The sequence below is a fragment of the Acidovorax temperans genome (assembly GCF_028596105.1).
GTDB lineage: Bacteria > Pseudomonadota > Gammaproteobacteria > Burkholderiales > Burkholderiaceae_C > Acidovorax > Acidovorax temperans.
The window spans coordinates 2,650,947-2,666,450 of the sequence record NZ_CP117193.1 but is presented as its reverse complement, the minus strand read 5'-3'; the positions used below and the strand labels follow the sequence as shown (position 1 = coordinate 2,666,450).

At 63.6% G+C, this 15,504-nt stretch carries 13 protein-coding genes; 8 read left to right on the top strand and 5 right to left on the bottom strand.

What is annotated here, in order from left to right; genetic code table 11:
- Window positions 1-49 precede the first annotated feature (49 nt).
- Window positions 50-445, bottom strand: coding sequence for an Hsp20/alpha crystallin family protein (locus tag PQV96_RS12625; RefSeq protein WP_066694537.1), 396 nt, complete (start codon window positions 443-445; stop codon window positions 50-52).
- A gap of 92 nt (window positions 446-537) precedes the next feature.
- Here PQV96_RS12625 and PQV96_RS12620 point away from each other — a divergent pair, with 92 nt between their 5' ends.
- Window positions 538-1,884 carry a branched-chain amino acid ABC transporter substrate-binding protein gene (locus PQV96_RS12620; RefSeq protein ID WP_082759071.1) on the top strand — a complete coding sequence of 449 codons (1,347 nt, stop codon included), beginning with the start codon at window positions 538-540 and terminating at the stop codon, window positions 1,882-1,884.
- A gap of 39 nt (window positions 1,885-1,923) precedes the next feature.
- On the opposite strand, the gene mltB is transcribed toward PQV96_RS12620, so the two are convergent.
- From mltB to PQV96_RS12600, 4 genes are all read right to left on the bottom strand, one after another.
- Window positions 1,924-3,015 carry a lytic murein transglycosylase B gene (mltB, locus tag PQV96_RS12615; protein WP_273623115.1) on the bottom strand — a complete coding sequence of 364 codons (1,092 nt, stop codon included), beginning with the start codon at window positions 3,013-3,015 and terminating at the stop codon, window positions 1,924-1,926.
- 9 nt (window positions 3,016-3,024) lie between these two features.
- On the bottom strand, window positions 3,025-5,130 hold the full coding sequence (locus PQV96_RS12610; protein ID WP_207375055.1) for a transglutaminase TgpA family protein: 2,106 nt from the start codon (window positions 5,128-5,130) through the stop codon (window positions 3,025-3,027).
- Window positions 5,131-5,277: 147 nt separating this feature from the next.
- Entirely contained in the window at window positions 5,278-6,318 is a 1,041-nt protein-coding gene (locus tag PQV96_RS12605; RefSeq protein ID WP_142084704.1) for a DUF58 domain-containing protein, read from the bottom strand.
- On the bottom strand, window positions 6,318-7,238 hold the full coding sequence (locus tag PQV96_RS12600) for an AAA family ATPase (protein WP_273623114.1): 921 nt from the start codon (window positions 7,236-7,238) through the stop codon (window positions 6,318-6,320). Before PQV96_RS12600 ends, PQV96_RS12605 begins: the two co-directional genes overlap by 1 nt.
- A 101-nt stretch (window positions 7,239-7,339) precedes the next feature.
- On the opposite strand from PQV96_RS12600, the gene PQV96_RS12595 reads away from it, so the two are divergent.
- The 7 genes from PQV96_RS12595 (at window position 7,340) to PQV96_RS12565 (ending at window position 15,328) form a co-directional block, all read left to right on the top strand.
- Entirely contained in the window at window positions 7,340-8,245 is a 906-nt protein-coding gene (locus PQV96_RS12595) for a histone deacetylase family protein (protein ID WP_273623113.1), read from the top strand.
- A 90-nt stretch (window positions 8,246-8,335) separates the two neighbouring features.
- Entirely contained in the window at window positions 8,336-9,127 is a 792-nt protein-coding gene (locus PQV96_RS12590) for an enoyl-CoA hydratase (RefSeq protein ID WP_273623112.1), read from the top strand.
- On the top strand, window positions 9,127-10,476 hold the full coding sequence (locus PQV96_RS12585) for a mechanosensitive ion channel family protein (RefSeq protein ID WP_420482146.1): 1,350 nt from the start codon (window positions 9,127-9,129) through the stop codon (window positions 10,474-10,476). Before PQV96_RS12590 ends, PQV96_RS12585 begins: the two co-directional genes overlap by 1 nt.
- A 195-nt stretch (window positions 10,477-10,671) precedes the next feature.
- Window positions 10,672-11,421: an electron transfer flavoprotein subunit beta/FixA family protein gene (locus PQV96_RS12580; protein ID WP_273623111.1), complete on the top strand. Its 750-nt coding sequence runs from the start codon at window positions 10,672-10,674 to the stop codon at window positions 11,419-11,421.
- Between the two features lie 12 nt (window positions 11,422-11,433).
- On the top strand, window positions 11,434-12,366 hold the full coding sequence (locus PQV96_RS12575; protein ID WP_273623110.1) for an electron transfer flavoprotein subunit alpha/FixB family protein: 933 nt from the start codon (window positions 11,434-11,436) through the stop codon (window positions 12,364-12,366).
- Between the two features lie 75 nt (window positions 12,367-12,441).
- On the top strand, window positions 12,442-14,232 hold the full coding sequence (locus tag PQV96_RS12570) for an acyl-CoA dehydrogenase (protein WP_273623108.1): 1,791 nt from the start codon (window positions 12,442-12,444) through the stop codon (window positions 14,230-14,232).
- A 142-nt stretch (window positions 14,233-14,374) separates the two neighbouring features.
- Window positions 14,375-15,328, top strand: a complete 954-nt coding sequence (locus PQV96_RS12565; RefSeq protein ID WP_044403012.1) for an NAD(P)H-dependent flavin oxidoreductase — start codon at window positions 14,375-14,377, stop codon at window positions 15,326-15,328.
- Window positions 15,329-15,504: the final 176 nt, after the last annotated feature.

Below are 15,504 nucleotides of genomic sequence, written 5' to 3'. Positions count from 1 at the left end.
GCTTTCGATCGTGGCGAAAGCGGCCTTTTTTGACGGCGTGCGCCGTGGCTCAGTGGATGGTCAGCGAGGTGGCTTTGCTGGCAGGCTCCACGCGGGCCAGGGTCAGCGTGAGAACACCGTTTTCAAGCTTGGCGGTGCTGGCGGCGGTGTCAATGTCTTGTGCCAGTTCCCAGGCGCGCTGAACGCTGCGGGGCGCGCCTTCCACACTTTGCACTTTGACTACATTGCCTTCGATGGTGATGTTCAGTTGCTCGCGTGACAGACCGGGTACATCCAGTTGCAGCGTGGTGTGCTTGTCATCCTGGGTAACCGTGTAGCCCGCTGGCTGGCCAGAACCACCAGCCGTGGCCCCCAGGGTGCCCATCAAAAAACGTTGCAAAGCCAGGTCGGCAGAGCGGGGTGCGTGGGTGTAAGCGGCGCGGCGGATGACGGGGGTGAAGAACATGGGGACTCCTATACACTGCGCGGCTCTCGACGTGGTCGCCGCATGCACAGGAGGTGTGTGCGCCGCCGCAGGATTTCAAGGGAAAAATGAGTATGAATAAATTGCAGACCACGGGCTTGAAATGGCGCCGTGCAGCACTATTTCGGGCTGTTTGTGCCGTCGCCGGCGCAGCAGTGATGGGCTTGGCGCCCGTGGCGTCGGGCTGGGCCCAGACCGCAGCGCCTGCCGCTGCCGCCCCTGCGGGCAAACCCATCAAGGTGGCTTTGATCGAAAGTCTTTCAGGCACCTTTGCCAACACAGGCGAGGCGGTGTTTCGCAACGTGTACTGGGCCATGGAACGTGTGAATGCCCGCGGTGGTGTGGCCTTGCCAGCCGCAGCTGGTGGCAAGCGCCCGCTGGTGCTGGAACGCTATGACAGCAAGGGCCAGAACGAAGAAGCCTTGTCTGCCCTGCGCGCAGCAATTGATGACGGCGCGCAGGTCATCCTGCAGGGCAATTCGTCGGCCACGGCTGCGGTGCTGATCGAGGCCATCAACAAGCACAACGAGCGTGAACCCAGCAAACGCGTGCTGTTCCTCAACTACTCGGCGGTGGACCCGATCCTCACCAACGAAAAGTGCAGCTTCTGGCACTTCCGCTTTGACGCCCACGCCGACATGCGCATGGCCGCGTTGATGGAGGTGATGCGCGAGGACAAAGCCCTCAAGAGCGTGTACCTGATTGGCCAGGACTACAGCTTTGGCCAGGCCGTGCTGCGCGAAGCCAAGAAGCAGCTGGCAGCGCAGCGCCCCGATGTGGCCGTAGTGGGCGACGAGCTGCACCCCGTGGGCCGCGTGAAAGACTTTGCGCCTTACGCCGTCAAGATCAAGAGCAGCGGCGCGCAGGCGGTGGTGACTGGCAACTGGGGCAATGACCTGACCCTGCTGGTGAAAGCCGCCCGCGAGGTGGGCTACGAGGGTAGCTTCTATACCTTCTATGGCAACGCCCTGGGCGCGCCTGCCGCCATGGGCGACGCAGGTATTGGCAAGGTGGTGGCCGTGGCCGACTGGCTGCCCAATGTGCCCGGTGCGCAGAGTGAGGCGTTCTACCAGTCCTTCCGCGAACGCTTTCCCAAGCCGCAGGACGACTATGTGCACATGCGCATGCAGCTCATGATCGAGGCCCTGGCCCAGTCGATGGAACGGGCCGGCACCACCGATGTGGTGGCTGTGGCGCGGCAAATGGAAAAAGCCAGCGTGCAGCTGGCGGGGCAGGCCGGCACCATGCGCGCTGCCGACCACCAGTTTCAGCAAGCCCTGGCCGTGGGCGTGATGGACAAGAAGGGCGCGCCGGGCGTCAAGTTTGACGTGGAAGGCTCGGGCTACGGCTTTCGCGTGGTGAGGCAGATTCCTGCGGCCAAGGCGCAGCAGCCACACAGCTGCAACATGCAGCGGCCTTGAGGACCATGTAGCGCCGCCGCCCCGGCCCCAACGGCTGCTTCAGCGGCTGGACGCCAGGGCCGCGTTGCGTGCGGCGGCCACTTCGCGCCCCAGCTCAATCACTGCCATGGCGTAGTAGCTGGACCAGTTGTAGCGCGTGATGGCGTAGAAGTTTTCGGTGCCCGCCACGTAGGTGGGCGCATCGCCACCGTTTTCCAGTTCCACCAGAGCCAGTGGGCCTGTGTGTTGGGCGCCGGCCGCATCCAGCAAAGCGCCCTTGGCCTGCATGCTGGTGGCGCTGAAGGTGGGCAGGATGTCGGGGGCCAGCAATTCGTCCATCTTCACCGTGGCGGGGTCGAACTGCACGGTGTAATGCGTGGGCATGCCAGTGGTCCAGCCATGGCCCTTGAAGTAGTTGGCCACAGAGCCGATGGCATCCGTGGGGCTCCTGAACAAATCAATGCGGCTGTCGCCATCAAAGTCTACGGCAAACCGGGCCCAGCTGGAAGGCATGAACTGCCCCAGCCCCATTGCGCCCGCGTAGCTGCCGCGCACCTCGAACGGATCGATGTTGGTGCGGTTGGACAGGCTCAGCCACTGCTCCAGCTCGCGGCGGAAGAATTCGGTGCGCTCTTTGGCGCGCGGGTGGGCGGTGGGGAAGTCAAACGCCAGGGTGGCCAGCGCGTCCATCACGCGGAAGTTGCCCATCTGCTGGCCGTAGATGGTCTCTACCCCGATGATGCCGACGATGATCTCGGCGGGCACACCGTATTCCTGCTCGGCGCGGGCCAGGGCCTCGCGGTGTTCCTGCCAAAACCGCACGCCCGCGCGGATGCGGATGGGGTCGATGAAGCGGCTGCGGTACACGCGCCAGTTCTTGGCCGTGCCTTTGGAGGGCGGCAGCATGAGCTTGGGCACCGAACCCAGAAAACGGGCCTGGCCCACCGCTTGGCGCACCCATTCGCGGTCCAGCCCCCGGCGCTCTGCCAGGTCGTCGGCAAACTGCATGGCATCGTCGCGCTGGGCATAGGGGGTGCTGCCCTGCACGGCGTTGCTGCGGCTCACGCTTTGTGAGGTTTTTTGGGGCTTGGCGCTTGCGGGTATTGCGCAAGCAGCTATCAAAGCAGTAGCAAGAAAAACAGTTTTGAACATGCAGTCAGGTCACTGGCCTGGGGTGGGTTGGGGCCAAGAAAGGGTGTTGAATTCGCGCCGCAGCGTGCCCAGTTGCTGGGCCGGTTGCGGGGCATAGCGTACCTGCTCCAGCCGCAGCAGCCAGTCGTGGATACGCTGCACCTGGGCTTGTGTGCTCGGTGCCGCCGCGCCACTGGCCGTGCCCCAATGGGCCTGTACGCGCTGCGCGATGGCGCGTGGGGGCAGGTGATCGGGCAGTGGCAACCCGGCCGCTTCCGCCCGCTTGCGCGTGCGCCCCAGCAGGCGCAGCCACGGGTCATGCTGGCGGCGTTCCCACCAGCTCCACGTGGCGCCACCCAGGGCAGCCACGCCCAGCAGCGATCCAAGGATCGTGGTCAGGTCTTGCCAGCTGGGCGATTCAAAACCCAGTTTTTTCAGCAAGTCCATCTGGCTGTTCTGGGTGTAGTTGAGCACCCACTGGTTCCAGCGGTTGTTCACGGCCTCCCATACCGCACGCATTTGCTGCAGTGCGTTCGCGCCGATGACGTTGCCCACGGCCGACGCAATCGCTCCCTGGGGAATGGGCAGTCGCTCAAAAGCACCCACGCGGCCGGGTGCTACGGCGCCCGTGGGGTCCACCCGCACCCAGCCACGCTCGGCGATCCACACCTCTGCCCAGGCATGGGCATCGCTTTGGCGCACGGTCCAGTAGCCATCCAGCGAGTTTTGTCCGCCGCCCTGGTAGCCGGTGACGATGCGCGCAGGCACGTCCATGGCTCGCATCAGCACCACGAAGGCCGAGGCAATGTGTTCGCAAAATCCTTCTTTACGGTCAAACCAGAACTCATCGGCTGTGTGCTCGCCGTACACCCCTGGCTCCAGCGTGTAGGTGTAGCCGCCGGTGCGCAGGCGCGCCATGGCAGCATCGATCAGGGCGGCGGTATCGTCGCCCGCCAGGGCCGGGTCGGCACGCATTTGCGCTGCCAGGGCCAGGGTGCGCGGGTTGAAGCCTGGCGGCAGGGCTGTGAACTCACGCAGCTGCCGCACGGACGCCGCGGGGCCGTGGCGGAATTCCGGGTAGCTTTCAACCCGGTAGCGCACCACATCGGTGACAGGGCGGGTAGTCATCCACTGCAGATCCTGCGTCATGTAGGTGGGGTTGCCGGGCAGTTCTGGGGCTTTTGGGGTGGATTCCAGCACCATCAGCCAGGGGCGCTTGTGCGGCTCCAGGGTCACTTCGTAACGCAGCGCGGGGCCTTGCACCTGCAGGTTGGCGGGCAGGGCGGCTCGTGCCGCCCAACTGCTGTCTTCACGAAACGGCTCGGCCCGCCATTCACGCCCATCAAACCCGGATAGCACGGGCCCGCGAAAGTAGAGGGAAGACGCGGGTGGAGTCGCTTGCGCCAGGTCGTCGAACTTGATGCGAAAGGCTATGGCATCGCTGAGCGCAAGTTCGGCAATCGTTCCCACTTGCATGGACCCCGACAGCCCCGTTCGGCCCACCATCTGATCGCCCGGCACACCCCACAGCGGCGCCATGCGCGGGAAGAACACGAACAGCGCCGCCATGATGGGCGCCCCCAGCAGCGCCATGGTGAACGCGGTGCGAAACGCTTGCACCAAGGGTGGGCGGCCCACTGGCATGTGGGCGTTGACCAGCGCCGTGAGCATGCCCAGCAGTGCGAGCAGCATGGCCGCAGCGGTCAGCAGCGACTGCGAGTTGAAAAAGCTGCTGATCATGGTGAAGAAGCCCAGGAAGAAGATGACCAGCGCATCGCGACGGGCCCGCAATTCCAGGGTTTTCAGGGCCAAGAGGGCAATCACCAGCGTTACCCCTGCTTCGCGGCCAACAAACGTGCCGTGCGAAAAAACGGTGCCCGCCACCGCCAGAGGGGCCAGCAGGCCGGAACTGATCCAGCGGCTGGGCAGGGGACGGCTGTGCCAGGCCAGCCACCCGCGCCACACCAGCACCCCCGCCGCGAGCAGCGTGGTCCACACCGGCAGGGTGGGGACTTGCGGGGCGATCACCCAGGCAATCACCACCAGCAAAAACAGCGTGTCGCGCGCGTCGCGTGGTAATTGGGCCAGGGTTTGGCGCAGCGAGGCGCCGCTCTTGATGCTGGAAAGGCTGCTCATTCGGTCACCTCGCAAATGGCAGGCCCAATGGAGGCAGGCGGTATGGCGCTATAAAAAGATGAGCTGCTTGCGCTTTTGCAGAGGGCGTTAGAGGCAGTTTTCATGCTTTACTCCAACCAATGACCGGCGGGACACGGCGAATACCGTTCAGCACAGCGCCAACGCTTCCAGGCATTGCACGCGGTGGGCTGCACCGTTGGCTGGCGGGATTTCTCGCCCGGGCACACGCAGGCCGTAGTCCAGGCCCAGCCGGTCGGCTTGCAACACCCAAGCGGTGACGCGTGAGATGCGGGCTTCCAGGTCGGGCAACTGGGCATGGGCCACGTCCAGCCACAGTTCCTGCCGGTGGCTTTGTTGCGCGTCGCGGCTGACCAGATCGTCAGCTCCGCTGCCCAGGGATTTGGCGGCTTTTTTCCAGACCACGAGCTTGAGAGGATCCCCACGGCGGTAGGCTCGCACGCCGTCAAACTCACCGATGCCTTGGCTGGTGGCGTGGCCCTTGCCCGTGGCGCGGGGCTCTCCCGCTGGCAATGGCGGCGGGGTGGATTCGGGGGCCGGATACACCAGCAGCTGGGCGGCCGGCCGCCAGTAGGTCCAGACGCGGAAGGTGCCCAGCGGAAAGCGCGTCTCGGCCGTCAGGGTAGGCACGGGATGCAGGCCTCGCCGTTGGGGTTGAAAGGCAACGTGCACCACGGCTTGCCCTTGTGCGGGAACGTCCGTCCAGGCCCAGTGGTGGTCTGCGGGGGACGATGGGTCATCGCCACTGTGCACGGCGATGCCAATGCCATACCGTGGGGTGGAGCGCTGGCTGGTGAGTTGCACCTCCAGCGCCGCGCTGCTGCCCATGAATTGCGGTTGGGGCTGCTTCAAATGCAGGGTCAGCCCGCGCAGCGTAGCGTGGCTGATGTGCATGCCAATCACGGCGCTGCCCGCCAGCATGAAGGTGAACAGGTAGCCCAGGTTGAGCTGGAAGTTGATGGAGGCAATGAGCAGCACCACCAGCGTCACCGCCAGCATCCATCCCGGGCCGGTGGGCAGGATGTAGACGTTGCGCTGTGTCAGCTCCAGCGTGTCGGTACGTTTGAGGCGCCCCTGCCACCATGCGCGAATGCGCCGCCGCAGTGCGGCGGCGGGTGACCAGCTTGCCAGCCAGCCCGGGGCGGAGGGGGGAGGGGCAGTGGAGGCCATCACGCAAGCGCAACCGCATCCACCATGGCGCGTACCTGCTCCACGGCGCCGCGTCCGGCGTCACGCACGGGTACCAGCCGGTGGGCAATGGTTTGGGGTAGCACGGCTTGCACGTCATCGGGTGCTACGTAGTCGCGCCCGCTGATCAGCGCCTGCGCCTTGGCCGCACGCATGAGCGCAATGCCTGCGCGCGGCGATAGACCTTGCAAAAACCACTTGCCCGAGCGGGTGGCATCCACCAGGTCCTGCACGTAATTCAGCAGGGCGTCTGACGTGTGCACGGCCAGCACCTGGCGTTGCAGTTCGGCCAGTTCGTGCGGTGTGAGCAAGGCGGGCAGGGTGTCCACCATGTCGCGGCGGTCGGAGCCTGCCAGCAGCAGGCGCTCGGCAGCCCGGTCGGGGTAGCCGATGGAGATGCGCATCAAAAAACGATCCAGTTGCGATTCAGGCAGTGCAAAGGTGCCCAGCTGGTCTTGCGGGTTTTGCGTGGCAATCACAAAGAACGGATGGGGCAGGGGGCGGGTGGCGCCTTCCACCGACACCTGCTTTTCCTCCATGGCCTCCAGCAGCGCGCTTTGCGTCTTGGGGCTGGCGCGGTTGATTTCATCGGCCAGCAGCACCTGCGCGAACACGGGGCCGGGATGGAACACGAAGGATTCCTTGCCGCGCTCATAGACAGACACGCCGGTGAGGTCGCTGGGCATCAGGTCGGCCGTGAATTGCACGCGCGAGAACTGCAGGCCAAAGGTGCGCGACAGCGCATGGGCCAGCGTGGTCTTGCCCACCCCCGGAACGTCCTCGATGAGCAAATGCCCCCCGGCCAATAGGCAAGCGACGCAGTCTTGTACCTGGGCCTTTTTCCCCACGATCACCGTGTTAAGCTGATCCAGAAGCGAGTTGATTTTGTGCTGTGCATCCATGGCACAACGTTATCCGAAAAACTCTGAATCAATCGAGACACGGGGACAAGACTGTGAGCAAGACGGGCTATTTCACGCACAGGGATTGTTGGAAACACGAAATGGGCCCTGGCCACCCGGAATGCCCGGAGCGGCTGGATGCCATTGAAGACCGCTTGCTGGTCACCGGAGTGGGGGATGCGCTGGAGCGTTTTGAAGCCCCCGAAGCCGCCCTGGCCGACATTGAACTGGCTCACGACCGGATGTACGTGGCTGCGCTGCGGGGCATGTCAGATCGGCTGAATGAAGAACTGATGGCGGGCGGCCCTAATTACGCGCAGCTCGACACCGACACCTCCATCAACGCGCACACCTGGAAGGCCGCCCTGCGCGCTGCGGGCGCCGCCCTGGCCGCCACCGATGCCGTGATGGCCGGCGAGCTGGAAAACGCCTTTTGCGCGGTGCGCCCCCCAGGCCACCACGCTACCCGCAGCAAGGCCATGGGTTTTTGCTTTTTCAACAACGTTGCGGTGGCTGCCAAATACGCGCTGCAGCGCTACAACCTGCACCGCGTGGCGGTGGTGGACTTTGATGTGCACCACGGCAACGGCACCGAGGACATCCTGGCGGGCGACTCGCGCGCCCTCATGGTCAGCATCTTCCAGCACCCTTTCTACCCTTACAGCGGCGACGTCGATCCGGCGCCCAACATGGTCAATGTGCCCGTGGCGGCCTACACCCGGGGCATGGACATCCGCGAAATCATCGAGATGATGTGGATTCCGAAGCTGGAGGCGTTCAAGCCCGAGATGATTTTCGTGAGTGCGGGCTTTGACGCCCACCGCGAGGACGACATGGGCCAGCTCGGGTTGACCGAGCAGGACTACACCTGGATCACCCAGCGCATCAAGGACATTGCCCGCCGCTATTCCAAGGGGCGCATTGTTTCTTGCCTGGAGGGGGGCTATGTCATGGGCCCACTGGCCCGCAGCGTGGAAGCGCATCTGCGCGTGCTGGCTGATTTGTGACGTATTCCCCGGGGCGCAGCTGGTGTTGCGTCCCGGGTCGCCTTGCGGTGAGCCGCCCTACTGCGGCGGCTTGGCCGATGAAAGCAAGACATGACAACAACGACTTTGAACGATGTACTCCAGGTCACCCGTGATGCGCGCGGCGTGGTCACCCTGACTTTGAATGACCCCGCCCGCTTCAACGCCTTGAGCGGTGAGATGCTCACGGCGCTGCAGCATGCGCTGGATGACGTGGCGCGGGACGACACTGCGCGCGTGGTGGTGCTGGCTGGCTCTGGCAAGGCCTTTTGTGCGGGGCATAACCTCAAGGACATGGCAGCCAACCCCGATCTGGCTTACTACCAAAAGCTGTTTGCACAGTGCAGCCGCATGATGCTGGCCATCCACAAGCTGCCCGTGCCCGTCATCGCGCGCGTGCACGGCATGGCGACGGCGGCGGGTTGTCAGCTGGTGGCCCAGTGCGACCTGGCAGTGGCGGCCGAAGAGGCCAGCTTCGCCACCAGTGGCATCCACTACGGTCTGTTTTGCGCCACGCCCAGTGTGCCGCTGGTGCGCAACGTGCCGGCCAAGCGCGCCATGGAAATGCTGCTCACCGGTGACTTCATTGACGCACGCACCGCTTTGGCACAGGGCTTGGTCAACCGGGTGGTGGCTGCCGATGCGCTGGATGCCGAATTGGAAAAGCTTGTTCATTCCATCCTGGAAAAGCCCCGCACTGCCGTGGCCATGGGCAAGGCCCTCGTGTACCAGCAGCGCGAACTGGGGCTGGAAGCCGCCTACCAGTTGGCGGGCCAAACCATGGCCTGCAACATGATGGACGCTGCCGCCCAGGAGGGCGCCCGTGCATTCGCTGAAAAACGCACACCGGAGTGGAAGCGCTGATGGCGATGGATACAGGCGACTTTCTGATGGATGACGTAGGCCAGTGGCTGGGGGCCTTTGCGTCCCCTACGGTGTTGATTGAATTGGCCAGCCTGCTGGTGTGTGTGGGGCTGGCCTGGGTGGTGGTGGCGGGGCTGCGACGTGGGTTCCACCATGAAGGGCGCCGTTCCATCCTGTTTGGCCACCGGGTGATAGACGGCGCCTTGTTCCCCATCGTGTTGCTGGCGTCTGGCTATGTGGCGCGTACCCTGTTGATCAAGTGGGTGCCGCTGGCCGTGTTCAAGGTGGCGATTCCGGTGCTGGTCTCGCTCGTGGTCATCCGCATCGGCGCCAAAGTGCTGCAGGTGGCCTTTCCCCAGTCGGCCTGGGTCAAGCCGATCGAGCGCTCCATTTCCTGGCTGGCATGGATGGCTATGGTGCTCTGGGTTACGGGCCTGCTGCCGCGGGTGCTGGGCGAGATGGAGCAGATCCACTGGAAGGTGGGCAACGTCACCCTGAGCCTGCGCACCATGGTGGAGGGGGCTTTGACGGCGGGCGCGGTGCTGCTGCTCACCCTGTGGGTGTCCGCCGCCATTGAGTCGCGGCTGCTGCGCTCGGCCACCGGCGCCGAGTTGTCGCTGCGCAAGGCCATCAGCAATGCGCTGCGGGCCCTGATGGTGTTCTTCGGCCTCATCATCTCGATGTCTGCGGTGGGCATCGACCTCACGGCCTTGTCGGTGCTGGGCGGTGCGGTGGGGGTGGGGATTGGTCTGGGCTTGCAGAAGCTGGCAGCCAACTATGTCAGCGGCTTTGTGATCTTGACCGAGCGCAGCATGCGCATTGGTGACAACGTGCGGGTGGATAACTTTGAAGGCCGCATCACCAACATCAACGCGCGGTACACGGTGGTGCGTTCTTCTGCCGGAAGCGAATCGATCGTGCCCAATGAAATGATGATCACCCAGCGCGTGGAAAACCTGTCGCTGGCCGACCCACGGGTGTGGCTTTCCACGGTGGTGAGTGTGGCTTACGACAGTGATGTGGACCTGGTGATCCGTTTGCTCACCGAGTCTGCCCTGGCCAGCAGCCGCGTGCTGCGCGATCCAGCCCCCTCGGCGGCGCTGTCGGCCTTTGGTGCCGATGGTCTGGAGTTCACGGTCGGCTTCTGGATTGCCGACCCCGAAAACGGCACTTTGGGTCTGCGCTCAGACATCAACCGCGCCATTTTGGTGGCGCTGCGGGCGCACAAGATCGACATTCCATTTCCGCAGCGGGTCATGCATGTGCAGGTGGACGGCAGCCTGCCTGCGGCAGGCCCTTCCGTCGCGGATTTGGCGGGCGTTGCCATGTCGGGTGAACGGGGGCAATGACCCCGCCGCGCGCAGGGTGCCGAAAACTTTTGCGGTGTGGGCGGTTTGCTGGCCTATAATCCAGAAAAGCACGGTCGTTCGTTTTTGAGATTTGCTGCATTGGTGCGTACTTTTTGACAGGTTCGCTGCAGTGCGACATAGAATGTTCCGGTTTACGTAAACGTCAATTCAACCAACTCTCTAGGAGCCGCAGCAATGAAGGTTTTGGTCCCTGTCAAGCGCGTGGTGGACTACAACGTGAAGGTCCGCGTGAAGTCGGACAACACGGGTGTGGACATCGCCAACGTGAAGATGAGCATGAACCCCTTTGACGAAATCGCCGTTGAAGAGGCCGTGCGCCTGAAAGAAAAAGGCCTGGTGACCGAAGTCATCGCAGTCTCGTGCGGCGTGGCCCAATGCCAGGAAACCCTGCGCACCGCCATGGCCATCGGCGCCGACCGCGCCATCCTGGTCGAGACCGATGCCGAACTGCAGCCCCTGGCCGTGGCCAAGCTCCTCAAAGCCCTGGTCGACAAAGAACAACCCCAGCTCATCATCCTGGGCAAACAAGCCATCGACGACGACGCCAACCAGACCGGTCAGATGCTCGCCGCCTTGGCAGACCTGCCCCAGGCCACCTTCGCCAGCAAGGTGGAACTGGCTGCTGACAAAGTCAGCGTGACCCGCGAAGTGGATGGCGGCCTCGAAACCCTGGCCCTGACTCTCCCCGCAGTCATCACCACCGACCTGCGCCTGAACGAACCCCGCTACGTCACCTTGCCCAACATCATGAAGGCCAAGAAAAAGCAGCTGGACACCGTCAAGCCAGAAGACCTCGGAGTGGACGTGGCCCCCCGCCTCAAGACCCTGAAAGTGACCGAGCCCGCCAAGCGCGGCGCGGGTGTGAAGGTGGCCGACGTGGCCGCCCTGGTAGAGAAACTCAAGAACGAAGCAAAAGTCATCTAAGGAGAACAAGAAATGACCGTACTCGTTATTGCTGAACACGACAACGCATCCATCAAAGGCGCAACCCTCAACACCGTCACTGCCGCTGCAGCTTGCGGCGGCGACGTGCACATCCTCGTCGCCGGCCACAACGCCGGTGCCGCCGCACAAGCCGCTGCCCAGATCGCCGGTGTCGCCAAAGTCATCCACGCCGACGCAGCCGGCCTGGAGCATGGCCTCGCTGAAAACGTCGCCGCGCAAGTTTTGGCTATCGCCAGCAACTACAGCCACATCCTCTTCCCCGCCACCGCTGGCGGCAAGAACGTGGCCCCCCGCGTGGCCGCCAAGCTCGACGTTGCGCAGATCAGCGACATCACCAAAGTGGTGAGCGCCGACACTTTCGAGCGCCCCATCTACGCCGGCAACGCCATTGCTACGGTGCAAAGCGCAGATAGCGTCAAAGTCATCACCGTGCGCACCACCGGCTTTGACGCAGCAGCCGCCACTGGTGGCTCTGCCGCCGTTGAAACCGCAGCCGCCACAGCCGACAACGGCAAGAGCAGCTTCATCGGCAGCGAAATCGCCAAGAGCGACCGGCCCGAGCTCACCGCCGCCAAGATCATCGTCTCCGGTGGCCGGGCTTTGGGCAGCGCCGAGAAGTTCAACGAAGTCATCACCCCACTGGCCGACAAGCTGGGCGCAGCCATTGGCGCCAGCCGCGCGGCGGTGGATGCGGGCTACGCCCCGAACGACTTGCAAGTGGGCCAGACAGGCAAGATCGTGGCGCCGCAGCTGTACATCGCTGCTGGTATCTCGGGTGCGATCCAGCACTTGGCCGGGATGAAGGATTCGAAGGTGATCGTGGCGATCAACAAGGATCCGGAAGCGCCGATCTTCAGCGTGGCTGACTACGGGCTGGAGGCGGACTTGTTCACGGCTGTGCCGGAATTGGTCAAGGCGCTGTAAGAACGCCAACTGCGTACAAAGGCATCGCTCGCGATGCCTTTTTTTTGACGAAATATCGCTTTCTCGGAGACATCCATGAGTTACACCGCACCCGTCAAGGACATGTTGTTCGCCATCGAGCACCTGGCCAACATTGAACAGATCGCCCAGATCCCCGGCTTTGAAGACGCAGGCCTGGACACCGCCGCCGCCGTGCTGGAAGAGTGCGCCAAGTTCAATGAAGGCGTGCTGGCTCCGCTCAACTGGGAAGGCGACAAGAACCCCTCGAGCTGGAAAGACGGCGTGGTCACCACCACCCCCGGCTTCAAGGAGGCCTTCCGCCAGTACGCCGAGGGCGGCTGGCAAGGCCTGCAGCACCCAGCCGACTTTGGCGGCCAGGGCCTGCCCAAGACCATCGGCGCTGCCTGCATCGAGATGACCAACAGCGCCAACATGAGCTTCGCGCTGTGCCCATTGCTGACCGATGGCGCGATTGAGGCGTTGCTCACGGCCGGTAGCGATGAGCTCAAGGCCACTTACCTTGAAAAGCTGGTGACCGGCGAGTGGACCGGCACCATGAACCTGACCGAACCCCAGGCGGGCTCGGATCTGGCCCTGGTGCGCACGCGCGCTGAACCTCAGCCCGATGGCATCTACAAAATCTTCGGCACCAAGATCTTCATCACCTACGGTGAGCACGACATGGCCGAGAACATCATTCACCTGGTGCTGGCCCGTGTGCAGGGGGCGCCTGAGGGTGTGAAGGGCATCAGCCTGTTTGTGGTGCCCAAGTTCATGGTCAACAAAGATGGCTCGCTGGGCGCGCGCAACGACGCGCACTGCGTGAGCATCGAGCACAAGCTGGGCATCAAGGCATCGCCCACGGCCGTGCTGCAGTTTGGCGACCACGGCGGTGCCGTGGGCTACCTGGTGGGCGAAGAAAACCGCGGCCTCGAATACATGTTCATCATGATGAATGCCGCCCGCTACGCCGTGGGCATGCAGGGCATTGCGATCTCTGAGCGCGCTTACCAAAAGGCTGTGCAGTACGCCAAAGACCGTGTGCAAAACCGCCCCGTGGATGGCAGCATCGCCGCCAGCGCACCCATCATTCACCACCCCGATGTGAAGCGCATGCTCATGACGATGCGCGCCACGGTGGAAGGTTGCCGCGCCATGGCCACTGTGGCCGCTGCTGCGTTTGATGCAGCGCACCACCACCCTGATGCCGACACGCGCAAGCAAAACCAGGCGTTCTACGAATTCATGGTGCCGCTGGTTAAGGGCTACAGCACCGAAACCAGCCTGGAAGTGACCAGCCTGGGCGTGCAGGTGCACGGCGGCATGGGTTTCATTGAAGAAACCGGCGCGGCCCAGTACTACCGCGACGCCAAGATCCTGACCATCTACGAAGGCACGACCGCCATCCAGGCCAATGACCTGGTGGGCCGCAAGACAGCGCGTGACGGTGGCCAGGTGGCCAAGGGCATTGCTGCGCAGATCGAAAAGACTGAGAGCGAATTGCTGGCCAGCGGCACGCCTGCCGCGCTGGCTGTGGCCAAGCGCCTCACTGCCGCACGCAAGGCGCTGCTGGACGTGATCGACTTTGTGGCCGGTGGCACCAAGGCCCAGCCCAACGCCGTGTTTGCGGGCAGCGTGCCTTACCTGATGCTGGCAGGCAATGTGGTGGCAGGCTGGCAGCTGGCTCGCAGCCTGCTGGTGGCGCAAGACCTGTTGCAAAAGGGACAGGACGAAGCCTTCATGCGAGCAAAAATCACCACGGCCCAGTTCTATGCCGACCACATCCTGGTGAAGGCCCCTGGCCTGCGCGACAGCATTGTGGAAGGCGCGGCCAGCGTGACCGAGCTGGCGCTGGAAGCCTTCTGACAGCGGGCGCCTACCCGCTAGGGAGTGAGACAAGGCCTGTGCAGGGTGCAGGCTGTTACTATAAAAATAATAGCTGCTGGCGCTTATTGCATAAGCGCTAGGGGCTGTTTTGATCAAAATCTATTTCTGGAAGTCGTTGCCCATGTCCAAATTGCCTCCCGTGTTGCAAAACATGTCATTGCCTGTGATTGGCTCGCCGCTGTTCATCATCAGCAACCCCAAGCTGGTCATTGAGCAGTGCAAGGCGGGTGTGGTGGGCTCCATGCCTGCACTCAATGCCCGCCCCGCCGAGCTGCTGGACGAATGGCTGGCCGAGATCACCGAAACCCTGGCGGCCTACAACAAGGCCAACCCCGACAAGCCCGCCGCGCCCTTTGCCATCAACCAGATCGTGCACAAGAGCAACGACCGCCTGGAGCACGACATGCAGGTGTGCGCCAAGTACAAAGTGCCGATCGTCATCACGTCCTTGGGCGCGCGCGAAGATGTGAACCAGGCGGTGCACAGCTGGGGTGGCGTGGTGCTGCACGACATCATCAACAACAAGTTTGCGCACAAGGCGATTGAAAAGGGCGCAGACGGCCTGATCGCCGTGGCCGCGGGTGCGGGGGGCCACGCGGGCACCAAGAGCCCGTTTGCCTTGATTCAGGAAATCCGCCAGTGGTTCGACGGCCCGCTGGCGCTGTCGGGCTCCATCGCCTCGGGCGGTGCCATCCTGGCGGCACAGGCCATGGGGGCCGACTTTGCGTACATCGGCTCGGCCTTCATCGCCACGCACGAGGCGCGCGCGCAGGACGCCTACAAGCAGGCCATTGTGGACAGCAATTCAGACGACATTGTCTACAGCAACCTCTTCACAGGTGTGCACGGCAATTACCTGGCACCGTCGATCCGCGCTGCGGGTCTGGACCCTGACAACCTGCCCGAGTCTGACCCCAGCAAGATGAACTTTGGCGGCGACGCCAAGAAGGCCTGGAAAGACATCTGGGGCTGCGGCCAGGGCATTGGTGCCATCAACGCCGTGACCAGCACTGCCGAGCTGGTGGGCAAACTGCGCCGCGAATACGAAGAGGCCCGCGCACGCCTGAAGCTGTAAGCCTTCGCGCGTTCCAACCAGCCAAAGCGGGCCTCGGGCCCGCTTTTTGTTGTGCAGCGTTGGCGGTGGCTGCGCGGATTCCATGCGAACGCGCTCCACGCCGCGTTGATCGCCAAGGCGTGCTGGATGGCGCTGTTTGAGCAATTTGGTCTGTTTTACCCGCCGGGTGGACAATA